At 33.8% G+C, this 22,430-nt stretch carries 17 protein-coding genes; 3 read left to right on the plus strand and 14 right to left on the minus strand.

Going from position 1 to position 22,430, the window contains the following annotated elements:
* Nucleotides 1–13: 13 nt before the first annotated feature.
* From gyrB to DR980_RS01880, 8 genes are all read right to left on the minus strand, one after another.
* Nucleotides 14–1,957 carry a DNA topoisomerase (ATP-hydrolyzing) subunit B gene (gene gyrB / locus DR980_RS01845; protein ID WP_113633543.1) on the minus strand — a complete coding sequence of 648 codons (1,944 nt, stop codon included), beginning with the start codon at nucleotides 1,955–1,957 and terminating at the stop codon, nucleotides 14–16.
* Between the two features lie 183 nt (nucleotides 1,958–2,140).
* Nucleotides 2,141–3,757 carry an asparagine synthase B gene (asnB, locus tag DR980_RS01850; RefSeq protein ID WP_113633544.1) on the minus strand — a complete coding sequence of 539 codons (1,617 nt, stop codon included), beginning with the start codon at nucleotides 3,755–3,757 and terminating at the stop codon, nucleotides 2,141–2,143.
* Nucleotides 3,758–3,951: 194 nt separating this feature from the next.
* Nucleotides 3,952–5,577, minus strand: a complete 1,626-nt coding sequence (locus DR980_RS01855; RefSeq protein ID WP_113633545.1) for an amidohydrolase — start codon at nucleotides 5,575–5,577, stop codon at nucleotides 3,952–3,954.
* Between the two features lie 171 nt (nucleotides 5,578–5,748).
* Nucleotides 5,749–7,425 (minus strand): asparagine synthase B, encoded by a 1,677-nt coding sequence (gene asnB / locus DR980_RS01860; protein WP_113633546.1) that lies wholly within the window; start codon nucleotides 7,423–7,425, stop codon nucleotides 5,749–5,751.
* 196 nt (nucleotides 7,426–7,621) lie between these two features.
* A complete protein-coding gene (locus DR980_RS01865) occupies nucleotides 7,622–8,071 on the minus strand; it encodes a hypothetical protein (protein WP_113633644.1) in 450 nt (149 codons plus the stop codon).
* Nucleotides 8,072–8,195: 124 nt separating this feature from the next.
* Nucleotides 8,196–9,947, minus strand: a complete 1,752-nt coding sequence (locus DR980_RS01870) for a TonB-dependent receptor (protein WP_113633547.1) — start codon at nucleotides 9,945–9,947, stop codon at nucleotides 8,196–8,198.
* A gap of 124 nt (nucleotides 9,948–10,071) precedes the next feature.
* Entirely contained in the window at nucleotides 10,072–10,935 is an 864-nt protein-coding gene (locus tag DR980_RS01875; RefSeq protein WP_113633548.1) for a PhzF family phenazine biosynthesis protein, read from the minus strand.
* An 80-nt stretch (nucleotides 10,936–11,015) separates the two neighbouring features.
* Nucleotides 11,016–14,030, minus strand: coding sequence for a tetratricopeptide repeat protein (locus DR980_RS01880; protein WP_113633549.1), 3,015 nt, complete (start codon nucleotides 14,028–14,030; stop codon nucleotides 11,016–11,018).
* A 246-nt stretch (nucleotides 14,031–14,276) separates the two neighbouring features.
* Here DR980_RS01880 and DR980_RS01885 point away from each other — a divergent pair, with 246 nt between their 5' ends.
* Nucleotides 14,277–14,963, plus strand: a complete 687-nt coding sequence (locus DR980_RS01885) for a cell division ATP-binding protein FtsE (protein ID WP_113633550.1) — start codon at nucleotides 14,277–14,279, stop codon at nucleotides 14,961–14,963.
* A complete protein-coding gene (locus DR980_RS01890) occupies nucleotides 14,963–15,850 on the plus strand; it encodes a glycosyltransferase family 2 protein (RefSeq protein WP_113633551.1) in 888 nt (295 codons plus the stop codon). Before DR980_RS01885 ends, DR980_RS01890 begins: the two co-directional genes overlap by 1 nt.
* Here DR980_RS01890 and DR980_RS01895 read toward each other — a convergent pair whose 3' ends face one another.
* Genes DR980_RS01895 through DR980_RS01905 form a run of 3 tightly spaced genes read right to left on the minus strand, consistent with a single transcriptional unit; the run spans nucleotide 15,851 to nucleotide 18,167 of the window.
* Nucleotides 15,851–16,942, minus strand: a complete 1,092-nt coding sequence (locus DR980_RS01895) for a glycosyltransferase family 4 protein (RefSeq protein WP_113633552.1) — start codon at nucleotides 16,940–16,942, stop codon at nucleotides 15,851–15,853.
* Nucleotides 16,939–17,346, minus strand: coding sequence for a sugar 3,4-ketoisomerase (locus tag DR980_RS01900; RefSeq protein ID WP_113633553.1), 408 nt, complete (start codon nucleotides 17,344–17,346; stop codon nucleotides 16,939–16,941). Before DR980_RS01900 ends, DR980_RS01895 begins: the two co-directional genes overlap by 4 nt.
* Entirely contained in the window at nucleotides 17,343–18,167 is an 825-nt protein-coding gene (locus DR980_RS01905; protein ID WP_167400527.1) for a glycosyltransferase family A protein, read from the minus strand. Before DR980_RS01905 ends, DR980_RS01900 begins: the two co-directional genes overlap by 4 nt.
* Before the next feature lie 44 nt (nucleotides 18,168–18,211).
* Here DR980_RS01905 and DR980_RS01910 point away from each other — a divergent pair, with 44 nt between their 5' ends.
* Nucleotides 18,212–19,363, plus strand: a complete 1,152-nt coding sequence (locus DR980_RS01910) for a glycosyltransferase family protein (protein WP_113633555.1) — start codon at nucleotides 18,212–18,214, stop codon at nucleotides 19,361–19,363.
* Here the strand turns inward: DR980_RS01910 and DR980_RS01915 are convergent.
* Genes DR980_RS01915 through DR980_RS01925 form a run of 3 tightly spaced genes read right to left on the minus strand, consistent with a single transcriptional unit; the run spans nucleotide 19,360 to nucleotide 22,385 of the window.
* Nucleotides 19,360–20,808, minus strand: a complete 1,449-nt coding sequence (locus DR980_RS01915; RefSeq protein WP_113633556.1) for a hypothetical protein — start codon at nucleotides 20,806–20,808, stop codon at nucleotides 19,360–19,362. The two genes, DR980_RS01910 and DR980_RS01915, sit on opposite strands and share 4 nt — an antisense overlap.
* Nucleotides 20,809–20,828: 20 nt before the next feature.
* Entirely contained in the window at nucleotides 20,829–22,199 is a 1,371-nt protein-coding gene (locus DR980_RS01920; RefSeq protein ID WP_113633557.1) for a class I SAM-dependent methyltransferase, read from the minus strand.
* Nucleotides 22,200–22,385 carry a hypothetical protein gene (locus DR980_RS01925; RefSeq protein ID WP_113633558.1) on the minus strand — a complete coding sequence of 62 codons (186 nt, stop codon included), beginning with the start codon at nucleotides 22,383–22,385 and terminating at the stop codon, nucleotides 22,200–22,202. It abuts the gene before it with no gap.
* Nucleotides 22,386–22,430 lie beyond the last annotated feature (45 nt).

Raw genomic sequence — 22,430 nt, forward strand, 5'->3', positions numbered from 1 at the left:
TGATTACATTAAGTTACGCATCAATATTTGCGTAAACTGCATTTTTCTCAATAAATTCTCTTCTTGGTGGAACCTCATCACCCATTAACATAGAGAAAACTCTATCAGCTTCCGCCAAACTGTCAATAGTTACCTGACGCAACGTTCTGAAACTTGGATCCATTGTGGTTTCCCATAATTGCTCCGCATTCATCTCTCCAAGACCTTTATAACGCTGAATTCCTGCACTTCCGCCCATTCTTTCATTTGCTTGATCGCGCTGCACGTCATTCCAAGCGTATTCTTTCTTGTTTCCTTTTTTAACTAAATATAAAGGTGGTGCTGCAATATATACGTGACCTTCTTCGATTAATTCTTTCATAAAACGGAAGAAGAATGTTAAGATTAAAGTAGAAATGTGACTACCATCGACATCGGCATCACACATAATAATTACTTTATGGTAGCGTAATTTTTCAATATTTAAGGCTTTACTATCTTCTGCAGTTCCTATTGTAACTCCAAGAGCAGTAAATATGTTTCGAATCTCTTCGTTTTCAAAAACTTTGTGATGCATTGCTTTTTCTACGTTCAAAATCTTACCACGTAATGGCAAAATAGCTTGAAACGCACGATCACGACCTTGTTTTGCAGTTCCACCCGCCGAATCTCCCTCGACAAGATATACTTCACATTTTGCCGGATCTTGCTCTGAACAATCCGAAAGTTTTCCTGGCAATCCACCGCCACCCATTACGGTTTTGCGCTGTACCATTTCACGTGCTTTTTTAGCTGCGTGACGCGCTTGAGCTGCAAGAATTACTTTTTGAACAATGATACGGGCATCATTTGGATTTTCTTCCAAATAATTCTCAATCATTTCACTCACTGCCTGACTTACTGGAGAAACAACTTCTCTGTTACCAAGTTTGGTTTTCGTTTGCCCTTCAAACTGTGGTTCCTGAACTTTCACCGAAATAATAGCAGTCAATCCTTCACGGAAATCGTCTCCTGAAATGTCAAATTTCAGTTTGTCTAACATTCCCGAAGCATCTGCATATTTCTTTAACGATCTGGTTAGACCAGTTCTAAAACCCTGTAAGTGCGTTCCTCCTTCGTGTGTATTGATATTGTTTACGTAAGAAAAAATATTTTCCGTGTAACTTGTATTATAAATTAACGCAACCTCAACCGGAATTTCTCCTTTTTCATGATCCATAGAAATTACGTGTGCAATAATTGGCTCACGGTTTCCATCTAAGTAACGGATGTATTCTTTTAAACCTTCATCAGAATGAAATACTTCCGAAACAAAATTCCCATCTTTATCTTTTTCTCTTTTATCTGTAAAAGTGATCGTGATTCCTTTATTCAGAAAAGACAATTCACGCATACGAGCGGATAAAGTATCATAAGAATACTCTATTGTTTGTGTAAATATGCTTGGATCCGGATAAAAAGTAACGATTGTTCCTCTTTTTGTCGTTTCACCAATTTGTTTTACTGGATATAATGCTTTTCCTTTTTCGTATTCTTGTTCGTATATTTTACCATCACTACTGTGAACGGTAGCTCTCAAATGGTTTGACAATGCATTTACCACAGAAACCCCAACACCGTGAAGTCCTCCGGAAACTTTATAGGAATCTTTATCGAACTTTCCTCCGGCACCAATTTTGGTCATTACAACCTCCAATGCTGAAACACCTTCTTTTTTATGAATACCTACCGGAATACCACGTCCATTATCCTCAACCGAAACGGATCCATCTTCATTAATATCAACTATTATGGTATCACAATGGCCTCCCATTGCCTCATCGATAGAGTTATCTACAACCTCATACACTAAATGATGTAGTCCTCGAACACCCACATCTCCAATATACATCGAAGGACGCATTCTTACGTGCTCCATTCCTTCTAATGCCTGAATACTATCTGCTGAATAACTGTCCTTCTTGATTTCTTCGCTCATATATATTTTATTGTAAAAAATGTAATTTTTGTATAACACGCAAATATATAAAAACGCAAATTAGATAACCGTTAAAATCCCTTTTTAAGCCCTTAAGTTATTAACATTTGTTCATATAATTACAAAAAAAAAGCTCTCAAAATTGAGAGCGTTCTTCATTTATAAAAAATTCAAATTTTTGTTTCAAACCACAACTCCTGTTTTAGCAATTCCAGTATCTGCCCGAACGTGAGCTGCATTAGCTCTTCCGCTTGGATCTAGGTTTTCTTGCCATTTTGGAATCCATTTCCTAACTGTTTGCGCGGCACTTATTTGCGGATAATATTTGTTAAATATCGATCTGTAAAAATAGGCTTCTTTAGTTGTAGGAGAATTGTATGGAAATTCGGCTGCAGCTCCGGCTAATTGCTCGTCCGTAACTTGCGTTGCACAATACTCAATCAATTGATCGATCCAATTGTATCCTACCCCATCTGAAAATTGTTCTTTTTGTCTCCACAAAACTTCTTCTGGAAGATAGGGATTGTCTGGAGTATCAAATGCTTTTCTTAATATATATTTTTCTTTTCCATCGTACGTTTTCGGCATCTTTTCTTCTGCTTTGACACGAACGGCCAAATCTAAGAACGCTTTATCTAAAAATGGAACTCTAGTCTCTAAACCGTGAGCCATTGGGGATTTATCGGCTCTTAATAAATCGGCAGTGAATAATTTCTGCACTCTTTCGATGGTTTCCTTCTGAAAATCTTCCGCTGACGGTGCATTTCTAAAATACAAATATCCACCAAAGATTTCATCAGCTCCTTCACCTGAAAGTACCACTTTTACACCTAAATCCGTAATCGCTTTCGACAAGAAATACATTGGTGTACTTGCTCGTACCGAAGTCACGTCATACGTTTCTAAATGCCAAATTAGTTTCTCTAAAATTTCAATTCCTTCTTCGACAGTAAAGTGAATTTCATGATGCTCTGTGCCTAAATACTCAGCAACTTTTCTGGCTGCCGCAGCATCTGGCGCATCAGCATTTAAACCAATTGAAAATGATTGTAATTTTTTGCCGCTTTCTGCCAATAAACGAGAAGCAATTGCTGAAGTCAATGAAGAGTCTAATCCTCCAGAAAGCAATACACCAATAGGCACATCGCTCATTAATCTTTTACGAGTCGCTTCGGTCAACGTTTCTCTGATTAACTCCAAATTTAATTCTTGGTCGGCTTTTAAATAATCTTCATATTCTGGTTTGTAATACTTTACAAAACCTGTTTTTGCAGTATAATAATGTCCCGGAGGAAAAGTAGAAAATGTTTTACATTGATCCGCGATAGGTTTCATTTCGGAGGAGAAATAGATTCTTCCTCTTTCATCCAAACCATAATATAGCGGTTTCACTCCCATTGGGTCTCTACCAGCAATAAAATCATCACCATCCACCACCACAAAAGCCCAATCTCCGTCCAGCATATTGCAAAAATCGTATCCAAACTCCTCGTACAAATGCACAATAACCTCTGAATCTGATTTTGTTCTAAAAGTATGATCTTTTAAAACACCATCTCTTAATTCCTGATGATTGTATATTTCGCCATTATGAACCATGTAGGCGGTTTTTGTACCTTGTATCGGTTGTTTCCCGGAATGCAAATCGATTATCGATAGCCTTTCATGACTTAGAATATGCCCTTTTTCAGTAACATGCAAATCGCTTTCATCCGGACCACGATGCGTCATTCTTTTTGAAAGTTCTCCAAACAATTGCTCCTCTTTTCCTCTTCCGATAATGGCTAGTATTCCGCACATAACTCTGTATTTTTATTTTTTTCCAATTCTAAGTCGACAAATATGCAATAGCAGTTACAAACACAAAACATAATTAGTGTATTTAGTTACTATTTAAAACAAAAAGATGCATTTTATCTTAAAAATGTAATTCAAATACCAATAAATCAAAACATTGTGATTCAACTGTAAATCATCAAAGTTATTTCAAACATTTATTTGACTTTCTGCCCTTTCAAATACGTTTCCGTTGGTTTCATTTTCACTATTTTATTTTCTTCCACTTTTATTAAATCCTGATCGTACATCACAAAATCAGCCCATTTCCCCACTTCAAGACTTCCTTTTTCTTTTTCTTCGAAATTAGAAAAAGCAGCCCAAATGGTCATTCCTCTTAAAGTTTCGGCTCTGGTTAATGCATTTTCCATTTGGAAACCGCCTTTTGGATATTCCTTACTGTCTTTTCTTGCAACTGCTGCATAAAAAGTTAACATTGGATTCACTTCCTCCACAGGAAAATCAGTTCCTAGAGCTACCATTCCCGCTTTTTGAAGTAATTTTTTATAAGCATATGCATTTTTCAGCCTTTCTTTTCCTAATCTGTCTTCTGCCCAATACATATCGGATGTAGCGTGCGTAGGTTGAACTGAAGGAATAATTCCAAATTTGAAATAATCAAAATCAGCTTCACGCAAAACTTGGGCGTGCTCAATTTTCCATCTTCTATCTTTGGTTCCAGCCAAAACATCTCCGTAAATTTTCAAAATCACCGTATTGGCCGAATCGCCAATAGCATGCGTATTAAGCTGAAACTTTGAAGCCGCAATTTGTTTGGCTACATCTTTTAATCCAGAAATTGGTGCCAACAAAGCGCCGTATTGGCCTGGCTTGTCAGAATACGGTTTGTGCATACAAGCACCACGAGAACCCAAAGCGCCATCACCGTACATTTTAAAGGATCGAACATTTAGATTATCCGTTTTATAAATTCCTTTTTTTAGATATAAATCAATATTTTTCTGATTTGCCGTAATCATTGCATACACATTAAGCTTCATCACTTTTGTTTTTTGCAAACTATCCATCAAATGAATAATGTCCGGATCTAATCCTGCATCATTTACGGTTGTCAATCCATAATCAAACATCACTTTTTCGGCATCCAATAAAGCTGCTATTTGTATTTTACGAGTTGGTTTTGGAATTATCTTAAACACTAATTCCATCGGATTATCCACTAAAATCCCAGTTGGTTCCCCGTTTGCAATTTCAATTTGACCACCAACAGCTTTCGTATTTTTTGTAATTCCGGCTAATTCCAATGCTTTACTATTCACGATTATTGCATGTCCGTCAACTCTATTCAATACAACAGGAATATCAGGAAATGCAGCGTCTAAATCAGCTTTTGTAGGATACTTTTTGACTTTCCAATCGTTTTGATCCCAACCATTACCCACAATAAACGTTGGATTTTTATCTTTTTGAAAAGCCTTTAAACGAGTAATTATTTCGTCCATACTTTTGGTGCCGCGTAAATCAGCTTCTTGTAAACTTAAACCATAGCTATAGAAATGGCAATGTGCGTCAATTAATCCCGGGTAAATGAATTTCCCTTCTGCATCTATTGTATTCTTGGATTCATATTGTTTTGAAATTTCACCATTAGTCCCAATAGCGATAATTTTCCCCTTATCAATCGCCATAGCCGAAGCCTCAGAAAAAGAGTTATCTACCGAGTAAATAGTAGCATCTGTAATAATAGTGTCAACGGTAACTTTATTTTTTTGATCACAGGAGATCAATAAAAATAAAGCAAGAAATAAAGTAATAGATCTCATAATAAACATTTTAGTTGTGCTAATATAAAAAAACTGTACCGAATTATTTTAAACAAACGGAATTAAAAGAAATTTTTGAATTCTTAACTTGACCATTCTGATTATTTCCATAAAAAAACGCTCTCCAAAAGGAGAGCGTTTGTCTATTTGTAAAATCTTAATTAATTGTGTTTATGCTTTTGCATACGCATCATCATGCACGCTAGCTACTGCTCTTCCAGATGGGTCATTCATGTTCTTGAATGCCTCATCCCATTCCAATGCAATTTTTGTACTACAGGCAACGCTTGCTTCTTGCGGAACACACAAAGCAGCTGCATCACTTGGAAAATGCTCATGAAAAATAGAACGGTAATAATATTCCTCTTTTGAAGTTGGCGTTTGTAAAGGGAACTTGTATTTAGCATTTGCTAATTGCTCATCTGAAATTTCAACCGCTACCACTTCTTTCAAAGTATCAATCCAACCGTATCCTACACCATCACTGAATTGTTCTTTTTGTCTCCATGCAACACTTGGCGGCAACATCTCTTCAAAAGCTTTACGAACTACCCATTTTTCCATTGGATGTTCTGCATTGATCATTTTATCCTGAGGATTAACGCGCATCGCCACATCCATAAATTCTTTATCTAAAAAGGGCACACGTCCTTCAATTCCCCAAGCTGCTAAACTTTTGTTGGCACGCAAACAGTCGTACATGTGCAACTTACCTAATTTACGTACGTTTTCTTCGTGGAATTCTCTTGCGTTCGGCGCTTTATGAAAATATAAATATCCTCCAAAAAGTTCATCAGCTCCTTCACCTGACAATACCATTTTGATACCCATTGATTTGATAACTCTCGCCATTAACCACATAGGTGTTGATGCTCTAATTGTAGTTACATCGTAGGTTTCTAAATTGTAAATTACATCTTTAACTGCATCTAAACCTTCTTGGATAGTAAATTTTATTTCGTGATGAATGGTTCCAATATGATCAGCAACTATTTGAGCTGCTGCTAAATCTGGAGAACCTTCTAATCCTACCGAGAAAGAGTGCAATTGCGGATACCAAGCATCAGCAACATCACCGGATTCAATACGTTTTTGCGCATATTTTTTGGCTACAGCCGAAGTTATAGAAGAATCTAACCCTCCCGAAAGCAATACTCCATAAGGCACATCACTCATCAATTGTCTGTGAACCGCGGCTTCTAAAGCGACTTTAATTTCGTCAATGCTGGTTACGTTGTCTTTTACGGCATCGTAATCTGTCCATTCTCTTTTATACCATTGTACAAATTCTCCGTCTTTACTTGACATATAATGTCCCGGAGGAAACAATTGGATTTTTGTACAATAGCCTTCTAAGGCTTTCAATTCTGAAGCTACGTAAAAAGTTCCATGCTCATCCCAACCTATGTATAATGGAATAATTCCCATGTGATCACGAGCAACAAAATACTCATCTTTTTCTACATCATAAATGGCAAATCCAAAAATTCCGTTCATTTCATCTATAAAATGAGGTCCTTTTTCTTTGTAAAGTGCTAAAATAACTTCACAGTCACTTTCTGTTTGAAAGTTGTATTTCCCTTCAAATTGTTTACGCAATTCTCTGTGGTTATAGATTTCACCATTTGCAGCTAAAACAAGTTGTTTGTCTTCACTAAATAAAGGTTGTTTCCCTGACGCAGGATCAACAATTGCCAAACGCTCGTGAGACAAAATAGCTTTTTCATTACTGAAAATTCCACTCCAGTCCGGTCCACGATGACGGATAATTTTAGACATTTCTAATACTTGCGGTCTTAAAACTTCCGCTTTTTGTTTTAGGTCAAAGGCACATACTATTCCGCACATAACTATATATTTTAAATGTTTTGTTTATTTTGATAAGGCAAAGATGCAGTTATAGTTCTAATTTAAAAACATAAATGCTATTTTTAGTTATAAATTATAACAAAAAAATAGCATTTGTGTTTAAAATGTAATTAAAAAAGAATAAAAAAGCAATCGAAGTTGAGAATTGTAAAATGGGACGCCGAGAAGACAAATTTTATTCAATAGTCTGCACTAAATATTTCGTACTGTTAATCTCAAAAGTAAAACCTTCTTGATTTCCCATCAATTTATTTCCCAAAGGAGATTGTGGTGATAATGCGATAATATTGATTCCTTCTACATTAATTTTTGGAAGCGCCACACTCAGATACAAATAAATTCCGTTCGCTTTTACCAAGCTCCCAACAATAATAGTCTCAGCAATTGTAGTAGCGTCAATTTTATCCAAAACTGTTTTTTGATCCAATACTTCTCTCAATTTACGATTGAGTTTTTCCTGTTCAATGTGCATCATTGATAAAGCGGTTTCATGTTTGTCTCCGGCAGAACCTTTGGCATCGTTCTTAGAATCTTCGGTAAGCGCCACAATCATGTCTTTGAAAACATCGATTCGATCCTGAACTAATTGTAAATAATGGGTATGTATTTTTTGTTTAAATGTCATAAGTTGAATTACAAATCTGACAGGATTTAAAACCTGCCAGGCTTTCAAATTTTTATAATAAAAAAAAGCGAAGATTGTTTTCCGTTTCGGCTCCTTCTCTTTCGGGGAAGGATGCGGCGAGTATTTAAAAATCAAATTTATAGTTTGCTCCTAAAATCACTTGAAAACCCTGAACTGGATAATTCAACCATTTTTGGTACGCATTATTTGTAATATTATTAGCTCTTGCAAAAGCCGTCAATCGGTCGCTGTATTTGTAGCCTACATTTGCATTGACATCAAAATATGATTTCAACGTTACAGGAGCTGCATTTGCCGAAAACGCCGTATTCATCTGAAAATCTTTTCGCTCACCTACGTAAAACACATTTGTTCCAGCGAACCATTTTTCTGTAATATTAAAATCAAGATTTGAATTTATTTTTATTGCTGGCATATTCCAGGCTTCTTGCTGATAATCATTAGTGAAACTGCTGAAAGTTCCGTTGATTCCAAAAGTTACATCCTCAGAAAAATCAGCTTTAAGTTCTCCATAAAAACTTAATGTTTTCATATCATCATACACCACTTGGAAGGAATTTCCAAACGCATAATCTTCATTACTCGCATTTTCATTGTAATCATTGCTTCTAAACAAGGCTTTATTTCTTTCATTCACATACGAAGCTTTAATATTATAACTCACATTATTGGTCAATTTTCCTTTTAATCCGGCAAAAACATCATACTGCTGATCTGTTGGAGTTATGCTCAAAGTCGGGGATAAAAACGAATTTTCGTCTACAAAATCCTGATATGAATTTTGTTTCAAATTTCCTTCGGCACCTGCATAGAAAATCATCAAATCGCCAACCACTTTATACGAAGCATTGAATTTTGGATACACATAAAAGGAATTATTGCTGTTTTGATTGTCCATACTATAAAAAACAGCGGCACCAATATTCAGCGTCCAATCTTCCTCCTGCATTACAAAACTTGGTGAGATTCCAAAATTCGTAAATCCGTATTTGATGGCTTCAACATTTGTATTTAAATAATTATTCTTGAAACTTCCTCCCACATAATCTACCGTTAAATCTGTTTTCACAGCACTTTCCATCACGTCAAATTCAATGGTTGGTTTTGCATAAAATCGATTTTCTGAAGATCCGGACGCATCCGAAAAATGATTGTATTTAAGACTTGATTTGTTTAAAACACTTTCGTTAAAAGCTACATTTCCGCCCAGCGATATGGTTCTGTAAGTTTGCTGCGGATCAATTCCATTAATCAACATCACTTGATCCTGTGCTGATAAAGTATTTCCAAATTCCGAAGGTAATCCGTACCAATTATAAATCTGGTTTCGATATCCTAAATCCAAATTCCAAGACACGTCTTTTTGATTGGAACCATACATTAAGTCTAACGAAGTATCATAAAACCGATTTTCTAATGCTACATTTTTGATTCCGCCTTCTGACGAATGATGGCGAAACATTCCACCTACATAATCCGTATTATTTAAATCGTGATTTACGAATAATTCTCCAATAAAGGTTCCGTAATTCCCAACACCAAAAGTCGCGTAATTTTTAAACAAATGTGCTTGCTTTTCTTTCTCTACACCTTCTGCTTTTCCTTTGGATGGTGTAAATGTTGATGCTACCGGAAAAGAAAAAATAGAATATTTAATGATTTCTTTTTTGGAATTCCCTTCTTCATCCAGTTCTGGAATTTCTTTGACTTTGAAAGCATCAGAAATTTTTGGCGTATACGGTTTTACAACATTTACCGTTTCGGTTCCAATTTGTTCTTTCTTTTGTGCAAACGAAAATTGAAATGCAATAAGTAATAGACTTAAAATTATTTTATTTTGGAAATTGATTCTCATTTGTATTGTTGTTTTTTGATAAAAGAAAAAATAAATAAGACTTTACAAATTGCCTAATCACTAATCTTTTTTTTCTAATTGTCTCTTTACTTTTTTACTTCTTATTTATAACTTAACTTGTAATTTAAACTTCCCATTCGCCTTTTGCAATGAATTGCGATTTGCCACCAATATTTATATCAAAATGATTATTCTCTAATTTTCCGTCAAAATAAATTTGAGAAGGTCTATTTATAAATTCTCCCTGATGATTGATTATTTGAATTTTTGGAGCATTATATTTTAACAGAAAAGCCTGCAAACAAGTGCTTGCACTTCCCGTTGCTGCATCTTCTATAAGTTGATTGTTTTCTATACAAAGCATTCTACTGCTTAATTTCGTGTCTTCTAAACAAAAGAAATACAACGCTCTATGACTTGTTTTACAGTTTGCCTGCAACCATTCGTTCATTTTAGTTTTATCCAAAATCAAATTCTCTAAAACTTTTTTATTTTTGAAAGGAACAATTACAAACGCGCTTCCTGTGGTTACTTCCTGAATGGGAAATGCATCATCAAAATCAGCACTGCTTAAATTGCTGAAGTTCGAAAAATCTTCTGCTAAAAAAGTATCCAAAAACTCTGGTTGAGCAGCCTGCAGCCAAACCAAATCTCCCGCTTGACGCACCGGAATTTCACCGATAGGCACCGATAGTGTAATCTTTTCCGGTTGATGTTTAAAAATCTTATTCATCAAAACCCATGAAGTTCCAATAATGGGATGACCCGCAAACTTCATTTCATGCTCAGGGGTAAAAATTCTGATGGCTGCTGAATTATTTCCAGCATTAAGCTTGGTTATAAAAGTGCTTTCTGCAAAGTTTATTTCTCGAGCAATTTCTTGCATCTGTTTGCCAGTTAAAGCATCGGCACCTGAGAAAACTGCGAGTTGGTTTCCAGCATATTTTTTTTCTGCAAAAACATCAACGATATAAAAAGATAGACTCATTCAATTTGTTTTTTGACTTTCGATTATTTAAAAATTTACGCTTGATTTAAGTTGTTTCCCAACTTTAAATCCTTGATTTTTTATTTTGTAATCGATGAATTTGTTTTGGATTCTTCAGCTTTAATAGCGTTCAATTCTGTTTGTGCATCTGAAACGACGTCCGGAAAATCAGTAAAATTCTGAATAACATTTTCTAAAATATAAGTCGCCTGATAACTGTCTTTTAGTGCGTAAAAGTTTTTCGCCATTAAAACTAGCCCTTTGGCTCCAAAATATTTATATCCGGAATAATTTTTGGCTAATTTTTGAATTGCAACATTTGACACCTCAAATTTTCCTTCTTTATTTTTAAAATAAGCATCATAATACAAGGCTTCGGCGGCTAATTCTCCTTTGGCAATTGTCATTAATTTTGCGTAGGCAACTTTCGCTTTCGCTTCATCACCGGTTTCAATTGCTGCACGTGCAATGATAATTTGCGCATCACTTTTTACATTATCATCTGTTTTAGGATTCATCAAAACCTTCTCAGCATAAATAACTGAATTTGGATAATCTTTTTTGTCGTAATACAATTTCATCAAATTAGATTGTGCAAATGTTTTATTCTGTGAAGTATCTGCTTCGTTTTCTAAACGGGTCAAAATTATAATTGCTTTTTGATCTTCTTTGTTTTTAAGGAAAATTTGAGCCAATCTTGACAAAGATTGCTCTGTAAATTCACTTCTGGATTGTGCAACTACATACTCATAATTAGGAATAGATTTGCTCTCAGACCCTTCAGCATAATACAATTGAGCCAGATAATAATTAGCTTTCAGAGCATGAATCCCACGAGGAAATTGGCTTACATAACCACTAAATCCTGCTATTGCCTGCTTGGCGTTATTTTGTTGAAATTGTTTTTCAGCAGCTTCATAGGTGTCATTATCCAATTCTGCATCCGTTACGGCAACAAAATCTAATGTACGAACCCAAGTTGCATACTCATCTACTCTGCCATTGTCCACATAAATCAATCGAGCAGTCGCAACCGCTTCTAAAGCCTCCGGAGTTCTGGGGAAATCCGCCACTACTTTTTTAAACTTCAACAACGCCTGATCATCTTTGTCCGTGTTATAATAAACCAATCCCTGACGCAAAATAGATCTGGAAGTGAAAGATCCTTTTTTGAATTCCATATTTAATCGGTCATACGTTTTTACGGCTAGGTCATTTTTATTCTCAGCAACGTATGTATTTGCCAGTTCAAAAAGTGCATCGTCTCTGTATTCTGATTTTGGATACAATTGCAAAAAAGCGTTTAGCTCGTCTATTTTCTTATCGTTTTTAGCCATAAATCCATAGGAAATTGCCTTTTGGAAATAGGCATAATCTGCATCTACACTTTTAGATTCGATTACTTTCGTGTAGGCTTCCATTGCCGCACCGTATTTTGAAGTTACAAAACGACAATCCGCTAAACGCAAATACGAATCATTCAAACGTACTTTATCACTAGGCGCTTTTTCAATTTGGTTTTGGAAATAATTCCCTGCCTGATCGTATTCTTTCAATTTGAAATACGCATAAGCAATGTTATAATTAATGTTTTTAAATTCGGGTGTTTCTTTGGCTTGAGGCAAACCCATAAATTGTTTAAAACTGATTAACGCCTCTTTAAAATCATTCTGAACATATTCCGATTCTCCTTTCCAGAAAGTTGCGCGTGCAGTAAAAGTAGCATCTCTTTGTTCGCTGATCGATTTAGTAAACATTTTCGATGCTTCTTCATAATTCCCATCGGTATACAATTCTAAACCTCTGTAGAAAAGGACTTTTTGATACGCTAATTTATTTTCAGGAGATTTATTTCTTTCCAATAAAACTAAAGCTTCTTTGTAGTTTTTTGAAGAAATATAAGAATCAATCAATAATTTCTCCACCTCAGAACGACTTGCATTCTCAGGATATTTTTTTAAGAAAGCCTGTAAAACCGAAGGAACACTTTGATACGAATTTCCCAATTCATAACTTAATTTAGCATAGTTTAAGCTCGCGTCTTCTTGAATGGCTAAATCAAAATTCATTTCCGAAGCATTTTTGAAAGCATTCAAAGCTTGTTGTTTTTTATCGGTATTAAGATAACTTTCTCCCAAATGATAATAGGCATTTTGCGCTACGAAATCTTTTCCTCCAATGATTTTATTGAACTGAGAAATCGCATTTTCGTAGTCTTTTTGCTTGTAATACGCATATCCCAATTGGTAAAAATCCGTATTATTCCATTTCCCTTTTTTACCTTTATAATCTACTAAAAATGGAATTGCGGTGTCATATTTTTTTAAATTAAAATAGCTTTCTCCAATGATTTTATTCAGTTCAGATTTTTCCAAAGGAGTTGATTTAGCCATTGCTTTTTGTCCTAAATCAATCGCTTTTTGGAAATTTCCCAATTTAAAATTCATATCTGCTTGATAATACGATAACTTTTCTTTGTACTTTTCCTCACCTGAAACTTCGTCAAAATACTTTGTCGCTTGCTTGTAATCGTCGCCTTCATACGCCATAAAGCCTAAATAATATTTAGCTTGCGAACCATATTCAGCTGAATTCACCACTTTATTCAAATACACCGTAGCTTCTTTTTTGTTTTTGGCATTAAAAAAACTATAGCCTTTTTGGAAATTGAATTTATCTTGGTCCTTTCTGCTTAAGCTGCTTTCGTCCACTTTATCAAACCATTGTAATGCTTGCGGATAATTCCCTTGATTAAAATGAAAATGTGCGACTTCAATGTACGCCTGATTTTGTTTTACGCTAGTAGGATAATCCGAAACAAATTTTTCCATCAATTCATCCGCATTGGATTGATTGGTTCTAATGGCGCAATTCGCAGCATAATATGCACAATCTGATTTCAATTCTTCAGTTGCGGCAGTTTCCTTTACTTTATTAAAAATAAGTTGTGCCGATGCATATTGTTCATCTTTAAACAATGAAACCGCTTTATTGAAATCTTTGGAATCGTGAGTATAAATGGTCGATTTCTGTGCTGAAATCGCAGCAGTAATAAGAAAAAATGAGAAGAAATAGCCCCAGGAAAGTTTACGCATTGTGATTTTATTTTAAAAATTCAAATGTATTATATTCTGTTCTCTATAACGAATCACAATTGGCTTTTATTATGAATAATTTTATTACGCTTTAGAATTTAACCCTCTTTTCTATAATAATGGCCAAATCAAACATCAACACTTTCCTTTATTTTTATAAATATTGAAATTCTCCTTAATACAACAGAATTTATTTTGAATAGAACCGTTATCTTATTACTTTTACCCAATAAACAAACGTAAATTATGTCACAATCCGTCCTGTCTTTAAAAAATGTAACGATTTATCAAGAAGCAAAATCTATTCTAACAGAAGTAAACTTGGAAGTAAATCATGGTGAATTCCTTTACATCATTGGAAAAACAGGCTCCGGAAAAAGTAGCTTAATGAAGACTTTATATGCTGATTTACCTCTGACAGAAGGAGAAGGAAATATTGTAGACTTTGACTTAGCAACTCTAAAAGAAGATGACATTCCGTTTTTAAGACGAAAAATTGGAATTGTTTTCCAGGATTTCAAATTGCTTCCGGACCGTACTGTAAATGATAATATGTTGTTTGTTCTGAAAGCAACTGGCTGGACGGATAACGCAGAAATGCAAAATAAAATTGACGAGGTTTTAGCAAAAGTAGGAATGAGAGATTTTGGCAAAAAAATGCCACATCAACTTTCCGGAGGAGAGCAACAACGTGTGGCCATCGCCAGAGCTTTGCTTAACGATCCGGAATTAATCCTTGCTGATGAACCTACAGGAAACTTAGACCCACAAACCAGCGCCGAAGTACTGGAAGTATTGAAGAAAATCAATGCGAACGGCAAAACCATTATTATGGCGACACACGATTATGCGTTGCTAATGAAATTCCCTTCGAAAACATTGAAATGTGAAGATTCTAAAATTTTTGAAGTGATTCAGCAGCGAAACGCGTAATGCTTTCGATACTAATTCCGGTTTATAATTACAGTGTTTATCCGCTGGTTTCGGAGTTGCAGAAACAATGTTTGGAAAGCAGCATACAGTTTGAAATTTTGTGCCAAGATGACTCTTCAAATCTTTTTATAACTGAAAACCAAAACACTAACAGTTTAGAAAATTGTAATTTTTCAGTAAACAATTTAAATGTAGGACGAGGAAAAAACATCAACTTTTTAGCCGAAAAATCTAAATATGAATGGCTCCTAATTATGGATTGTGATACTTTTCCAACGCAGAATAATTACATCCAAAAATATATTTCCCAAATAAACGAAGCTGAAAAAGTTCTTTTTGGTGGAATCAAATACCAAAAAGAAAAACCTTCAAGCGACCAATTGTTGCGATGGTTTTATGGCAACGCGCGAGAATCAATTTCTGTTGAAAAACGAAATTCCAATCCCAACGGTAGCTCACTGACATCAAATATTTTAATCCAAAAAAAGGTTTTTATCTCCAATCAATTTGACGAGTCAATCACTAAATATGGCTACGAAGATTTAGTTTTTTTATCTGATTTGAAAAAAAAGGGGATTTTAGTAAAACATATTGACAATCCAACATATCACTTGGGATTGGAAACCTCACAACAGTTTTTAGAAAAGACAAAAATTGCTCTGGAAAACCTAAAATTAATAACCGAAAACAATTCTTTATACAACTCCGAAAGCAAGATTTTAAAAACTTATAGTGTATTGAAACGATTGTATTTGACTTCTTTTATTTCCATACTATTCAAAAAAACCGAAAGGAATTTAGAACACAACTTACTTTCTAAAAAATCCTCTTTGTTGTTATTTGATTTGTATAAATTGGGATATTACTGCACCATCGCATCACGATAATTATTTCGACACAAGATTTTCAAAAAGAGATTCCCATTGTTGCATTATATTTTCTAAGTTATAAATTTTGATACTTTCCTGAGCCTTTTTTCCCATTTTTATTCTTAAGTTTTCATCTTCAATAAGCAATTCCATTTGTTGAACAAAGGAATCTATATTTCCGTTTTCAATAAGAAATCCGTTTTCATTATTTTGAATTATAGCTCTTGGACCGCAAGAACAATCATAAGCAACACAAGGCAAACCCATTGCCATTGCTTCAATAAGTACCATTCCGAAACCCTCGGTTCTAGAGGTCATCACCAGTATTGATGCTTCTCGATATTTATCATTAATATTTTTTACAGGGTCAAAAAAAACAACATTAGTATCAATATTTAAAGTTTTGGAAAATTTTTGCAATTCTTGATTTTGATTGGATTTCCCGTAAATTTCAAGAGTCCAATCTGGATGTTTTTGAATGACTTTATGCCAAATTTGCAACATTCTGTCAAATCCTTTTTCATAAGAATGACGGCCAACCGCAATTACTTTTTTAGCTTTTAAATCGGAAAAATTTGTTGGTTCAAACCAAAGTGGATTTGGAATTACAGCTCCATTTTTCACATTCCATTCTTGTAAACTCGCCTGCGACAACGCCACGAATTTGGTAAAACTATTTGCGAAAAACGTTTTAAAAAGTAGTTTAATTTTTGTCGAAAAAAAATATTTTGAAGGCTGAGTTTCCTCAAGATATTTGGAACCGTGGCACTCAAAAATAATCGGTATGTTTGTCTTTAAAATAAAAGGAATTAAATAAGCTTTTAAACCGTTATCACCAACAATAATAATATCAGGTTGTACATTTTTAATTTTAGTTTTTAAACCTTTTGCAAAAGAATTAAAAAACTGTAAAAAGTGGCCTTTCAAGAGCAAATCGTGATAAATAATATTAGAATTAAAAGAATAAAACAAAGGAGAAAAACCTTCATTTTGAGTTAAAATATAGACTTCATATCCTGATTTTTCTATCCAATAATTCGTTTTCACCGAAAGTACTCTAGCTACTCCACCTTCGTTATTTATGTTGGGAACTATATAAAGAAGTCTCATTTTTTTGATTCCAAAAATGCATCAAAATCCCGAATATAATCGGCTTCTTCAAAAACATCCGAAGCCAAGACTAAGCAAACCGCTCCGGAGGAAAAATTTTGCAATTCTCTCCAAATCCCTGTTGGAATTAGCAAACCCACATTTGGTTTATTCAGAATAAATGATTTTTTGACTAAACTATCCTGAACAACAACCTCAAAACTTCCGCTTAAAGCGATCAAAAGCTCTTGCTGAACAATGTGAGAATGTCCGCCTCTGTAAGCACTGCTTGGCACATCAAAAAGATAATATACACGCTTGAATTCAAATGGCGCAACATCTTTTTGAATGAATGCTAAATTCCCTCTTGTATCTTCAACAACGGGGATCTTTAAGAGTTGTACGCCTATAACGGTTGTTTTCATTTATTGATTTGTAAATAAGCTGATTTTCCTTTGTTCGCACTTTTTAATGCTGTATAAACTTGGTTTATTTGTATTCTATTCTGCTTTAGATCAAAAAAAAGTTTTAAAAAAAGCAGTTTTAAATAATGATCCTTTACAACTCTAGTCAAGAATGCGCCCTGAATATAATAGCGTTGTTCAAAATTCAATTTACCATCTGTTGAAACCGCCGGATGACTTGCGATAACCGTTGGTACAATAATTATATTTTGCTGCTGCTTCTTTAAATCCGACAAAAAAACAGCTTCTTCTCCCATCGAAAAGCAACTTCCAAGACCAAAATCAGTGTCGAATTTAGTGTTGAATTGATGAAGTGACTTTGTTTTTAAACTAATTTCAATTGATAAAACATTAAAAACATCTAGATTATTTAGTTGCAATTTGGGTTTCGCAGGATATTTTTTGAACAAAAAACCCTTGGAATCTTCTATGGCAAAACAAATGCTGGTTGCCTCAGGATAATTGTTGTGGGCTTCCAGAATAGTATTTTCAAAATTTTCCTTGAAAACCTCATCATCATCGGCCAGCAAAATAATTTTTCCAATTGCATTTTGCAAACCTAAATTCCTACTTTTTGACAATCCTTTTTCAAATGAATTTACAATTCTGACAGAAGGGAAATCTGAAACCAACAGCTCATTTTCAGTTGTTTGATTAATAATTAAAATGGGGAATTCCGAAAAATGACAGAACGGAAACATAGGAATCAAAAAATCCAAGGAATCTCTATTCATCGTAGCCAGTACTATTTCCAGATCTCCTTTTTTAAATTCTTTTGTCAATTTGTTATTATATTTACACAAATATAAATAATTCAGCTTTGTAAATGAAAATACTTTTGATTGGCGAATACAGTCGTTTGCATAATTCCTTAAAAGAAGGATTGGTGGCGCTGGGACACGAAGTGATTTTGCTGTCATCAGGAGATTATTTCAAAAAATTCGATACCGATTATTCCTTTCATTCCTCCTTTTTATCTGGATATTGGTTGCCAAGAAAGATAAAAAATATCCTTCACAAACTCACTGGAATCGATTTAGAAAAAGCTGAAAGAGGGCTTCGTTTTTATCTTTTATTGCCTCAATTACAAAATTTCGATCATGTACAGCTCATTAATTCTGACGCCATTGAAACATTTCCTTTTTTTTCCCGATTTCTCTATAAAAAATTATTCAAGAAAATTAAAAATCGGAGCTTATTGATTTGTGGTGATGAAACTCCGGTTATTGATTATTTGCTAAAAAGGGAAACTCATTACAGCATTTTGACTCCTTATTTTGAAGACAATTCGTTAGAAAAACATTTTGAATATCCATTAAAATACACCACCAAAAAGTATAGAAAAACCTTTGATTGGTTAGTCGAAAACTGCCAAGACCTGATTGCTTCCGACTTAGATTATAAAATCCCGATGGAAAAAATGGGATATTCGGTTTATTTCATCCCAAATCCTATTAACATTCAAAAAATCAACTTTCAAGAACAAAAAATCAATGATAAAATTGTAGTTTTTCTTGGAATAAATCGCGCCAGTTACATCAAAAAAGGGATTCCATATTTTGAAAAAGCACTGCGAATAATTCAGGAAAAATATATTGAAAAAGTTACTGTGATTATCAGCGAAAATCTTCCTTACAAGGACTATATAAATTTATATTATACTGCACAAATCGTGTTAGACCAAATCTACGCTGAAGACCAAGGATACAATGCGCTTGAAGCTATGGCAAAAGGAAAAGTAGTTTTTACTGGTGCCGGAAAAGCATTTATGGATCATTATAATTTAACGGAAAGAATAAATGTTAATGCGCTACCAGATGTAGACTATTTAGTGAATGAACTTTCCTTTTTGATCGAAAATCCGGAGTCCATTGTCACTATTGGAAAACGAGCCAGAGCATTTATCGAAAGAGAACATGAATATGTTAAAATTGCGATTCAGTATCTGGAAGCTTGGAAGAAAAAAACATTGCTTTAATCTTCAATTGCTTTGTAAACTTTTGAAAAATCAGAAGCATCATAACTATTATAACTTGCGTCAGGCTGAAGATTATTTAAGAGCAATTTGTCTTCGCTTAAATAAGAAAATAAAATTCTAAATAAATTTACTGATGATTTTAGTTGGGAATCATACTCTGAATGATGAACGCCATTCCACTTAATGGCTAATTTAGCTCCAAAAATAGAATTTAATAATTTACGGTCCGTAATTTTATTTTGGGCTTGCGACGTATTTTCAAATCCAACATATCCACCGTGATCCGCACCAATGATGATGATTGCATTTGGATCATTTTTCTCGATAATTGTTATGGTTTTCTTTAACCACGCATTTGCGATTTGTAAACTTTTAAGATACTCTAATCTTTCTTTTTCAATGCTACCTCCTTTTATTTTACTTGGATTTATATGACCCGGATTAAATTTTTCGATAAAGAAAAAATTACTCGTCTCTTTATTTAGTACTATTTGATTTTCAATTTCATTTGTTATTTCTTTGAAACAAGACAAACCATCTTTAAAGTAAGGGAGATCCTCTAATTTATAATTGCAATAATCAAAATAAACCTTTGGTCTATTCATCAATAAATAAGGAATTTCAGTAATAAAAAATGTTTTGTAACTATTATTCTTGAAAATTTCCAAAACAGGATTTCTCCCTACAATATAATCTCTAGCATATTTAAATTTCGAAAACTCATTCGAAAAATGATGTTTCATAAAAAAACACGACGAATTAGAATACAAAGTAGATGGGTAATTACTTCTGTAATCATCATACAAAGAAAATTTTTGATCCTTTAGCCAACCATCAAATTCTGAATTATTAAATTGATAAAGTGAACCTTTTAAATTCGTTTCATTAGTGTAGCCATCGGGTTGAATGTAATAAATATTTGGTTTTTTCTTGAATTTGGTTTTAAAAATAGCATCAGGTTGCAGTTTCCATTCCGTTGAATTCATATAATTTAAGTAAATTATTTTTCCGAGTTTCACTATTGGTAAAACAGTCATCAGAAAAACAAGTACAATGAAATATTTGTAATTCTTGATTTTGAATATAATTACACAAAAGAGTAAAATAACGAGTAATCCTATTTTTTTGTAAGATGCCAATAAATTTGAAAATCCAAATAAATAAATAGGCAACAACACCAACATCATTATAAAGATACTTTGTGTCGCAAAAGAAGAAAACTTACTTTTTTGAATGATTTTAAATATTCCAAATACAAGTACTGTTGGAAAAATAATAAAGTTGAGTAAAAAAACTAGCGTCTGTTGCCATGAATTAACCAAATCAAAATTATTGGAAAAATAAAATACAAAAGCATAAAACCCAACACTAAAACCAGCCAAAATGGGATAATCCTTTGAATTATTTAAAAAAGCATTAAATTTTTCCTTGATGTTGAATTTCATTTTGACAATTTAAATTACTATTAACGGCGTTTTAAACTGTATAAAATCCTCTCCGATGAAGCTATTTTCTGTTTGTTCAAAATCTCGAAATAAACGGAATATTCCTTTTCGAAATTTTCTTCGTTATAAAAATCAAAATGGTTTTTGAATTCTCTTTTGCTGTCCAATAAAAACTGAACCCAAGAATCACTTCTATTTGGGAATTCAATCAATAAATTTGGAGCCATTTTCGAGAAAAATTGTGCCGATAACGAAAATGGAATGTTTCCTGACAAAGTAATGTGATGAATCACAGCCAAAGCCAAACAACCGTCAAGATGTAAATCCTCAACTCTATCAATAAAAGAAAAACGTTCCCCGTTGTTGAAACCATAATTTGCCGAAGGATTTAACACGTTGGCAACTATAGGCAAAATCATTTTTTCTTTGATTTTTAATACCTGTTTGTAGTTTTGTTCGACAGCGTTTGGATCAACATCGGCAACGATAATAAGTTTTGCAACGTTTTTCAATTCTCTTGAAAAAGTGCCGTCATTACCTCCAATGTCAATCAAAGACTCTCCTTTTATTGATAAAAACCAATCCTTGACAACTTCTTTTTTGAATTGGTAAGCAACATCATTATAATTGATTTGGTTGTAATAATGATCCCATTCCGTTTTTTCGTTTACCGATAAATTGGCAATAAAATCATACAATCCATCCAATAATTTTACTTGGGAAACTTTCGATAAATTGTTGTTCACCGTCTTTTTATCGGATTCGTATTTTTTGTCGTATTTGGCCAACAAATGAACATTGGTAAATATTGTGGGACTAAAATAACTTTTGAAAGGCAACAATTGAGATAGCTTTTGCAGTGAAATACCTTCCAAGTTTTGGGACAAGATTTTCAAATGGTCTTGTCCAAAGTATTTGGTCAAAACCAAAGGGCCCAAAAAGTGCATTATAAATTGCTTGTAAGCCAACCACGGGTTATTTTCCTTATAAAAATCAAACGACAACGTATCGATAAAAATGGGTTTCCCTTCGTGAAAAGTAATGTTAAAAGCCGAAGCATCTTTCAGGATAAAGTTATTTTCCAAACACAACTTCTGGATTTTCAAAGTCAGCAACGCTGCATGTTTGTACTGCAAAAAACTCCACTCGTAAGGATAAGTTATAAAAGGAATTTTCGAAGCTTCAATACTGATTTTGGAATCCGATTTCGAAACTTCTTGATGCGGAATTAAATACTTTTTATCGAAAAGAGTCTTATAGAAACCGCTATCCGTTAAAGATTTGTATTGCTCAAAATAGATTGGATTTATGACTCTTTTTACTTTATTGTCTTCAATAAAAACATACCCTGACGGATCTCTAAAAGACGAAGTATTTCTTTTGGATTCCATTTATTCTTGTTTTTCCTTGCTATCGGTTTCATCCATAAAATCGTCTTCTTCTTTGCCTTTTATACCAAAAATAGATTTTATTTTATATACAACAGTTTTGTAAAACAGTAAAATGCCTGCGACTACAGCTGCCAAAAACTGAACAATTAAAGCTCCTGTCCCCGGATCAAAATATAATGCAATCATTTTAATTTATTTATTTTTTAAAAGTATCTAAATTCTTAGCAATTT

Source organism: Flavobacterium psychrolimnae, assembly GCF_003312425.1.
Classification (GTDB): Bacteria; Bacteroidota; Bacteroidia; order Flavobacteriales; family Flavobacteriaceae; genus Flavobacterium; species Flavobacterium psychrolimnae.

Bases quoted from the DNA above. Each gene is read 5' to 3' on its own strand.
- gyrB (WP_113633543.1), bottom strand. From the start codon at position 1,957: ATGAGCGAAGAAATCAAGAAGGACAGTTATTCAGCAGATAGTATTCAG.
- asnB (WP_113633544.1), bottom strand. From the start codon at position 3,757: ATGTGCGGAATACTAGCCATTATCGGAAGAGGAAAAGAGGAGCAATTG.
- DR980_RS01855 (WP_113633545.1), bottom strand. From the start codon at position 5,577: ATGAGATCTATTACTTTATTTCTTGCTTTATTTTTATTGATCTCCTGT.
- asnB (WP_113633546.1), bottom strand. From the start codon at position 7,425: ATGTGCGGAATAGTATGTGCCTTTGACCTAAAACAAAAAGCGGAAGTT.
- DR980_RS01865 (WP_113633644.1), bottom strand. From the start codon at position 8,071: ATGACATTTAAACAAAAAATACATACCCATTATTTACAATTAGTTCAG.
- DR980_RS01870 (WP_113633547.1), bottom strand. From the start codon at position 9,947: ATGAGAATCAATTTCCAAAATAAAATAATTTTAAGTCTATTACTTATT.
- DR980_RS01875 (WP_113633548.1), bottom strand. From the start codon at position 10,935: ATGAGTCTATCTTTTTATATCGTTGATGTTTTTGCAGAAAAAAAATAT.
- DR980_RS01880 (WP_113633549.1), bottom strand. From the start codon at position 14,030: ATGCGTAAACTTTCCTGGGGCTATTTCTTCTCATTTTTTCTTATTACT.
- DR980_RS01885 (WP_113633550.1), top strand. From the start codon at position 14,277: ATGTCACAATCCGTCCTGTCTTTAAAAAATGTAACGATTTATCAAGAA.
- DR980_RS01890 (WP_113633551.1), top strand. From the start codon at position 14,963: ATGCTTTCGATACTAATTCCGGTTTATAATTACAGTGTTTATCCGCTG.
- DR980_RS01895 (WP_113633552.1), bottom strand. From the start codon at position 16,942: ATGAGACTTCTTTATATAGTTCCCAACATAAATAACGAAGGTGGAGTA.
- DR980_RS01900 (WP_113633553.1), bottom strand. From the start codon at position 17,346: ATGAAAACAACCGTTATAGGCGTACAACTCTTAAAGATCCCCGTTGTT.
- DR980_RS01910 (WP_113633555.1), top strand. From the start codon at position 18,212: ATGAAAATACTTTTGATTGGCGAATACAGTCGTTTGCATAATTCCTTA.
- DR980_RS01915 (WP_113633556.1), bottom strand. From the start codon at position 20,808: ATGAAATTCAACATCAAGGAAAAATTTAATGCTTTTTTAAATAATTCA.
- DR980_RS01920 (WP_113633557.1), bottom strand. From the start codon at position 22,199: ATGGAATCCAAAAGAAATACTTCGTCTTTTAGAGATCCGTCAGGGTAT.
- DR980_RS01925 (WP_113633558.1), bottom strand. From the start codon at position 22,385: ATGATTGCATTATATTTTGATCCGGGGACAGGAGCTTTAATTGTTCAG.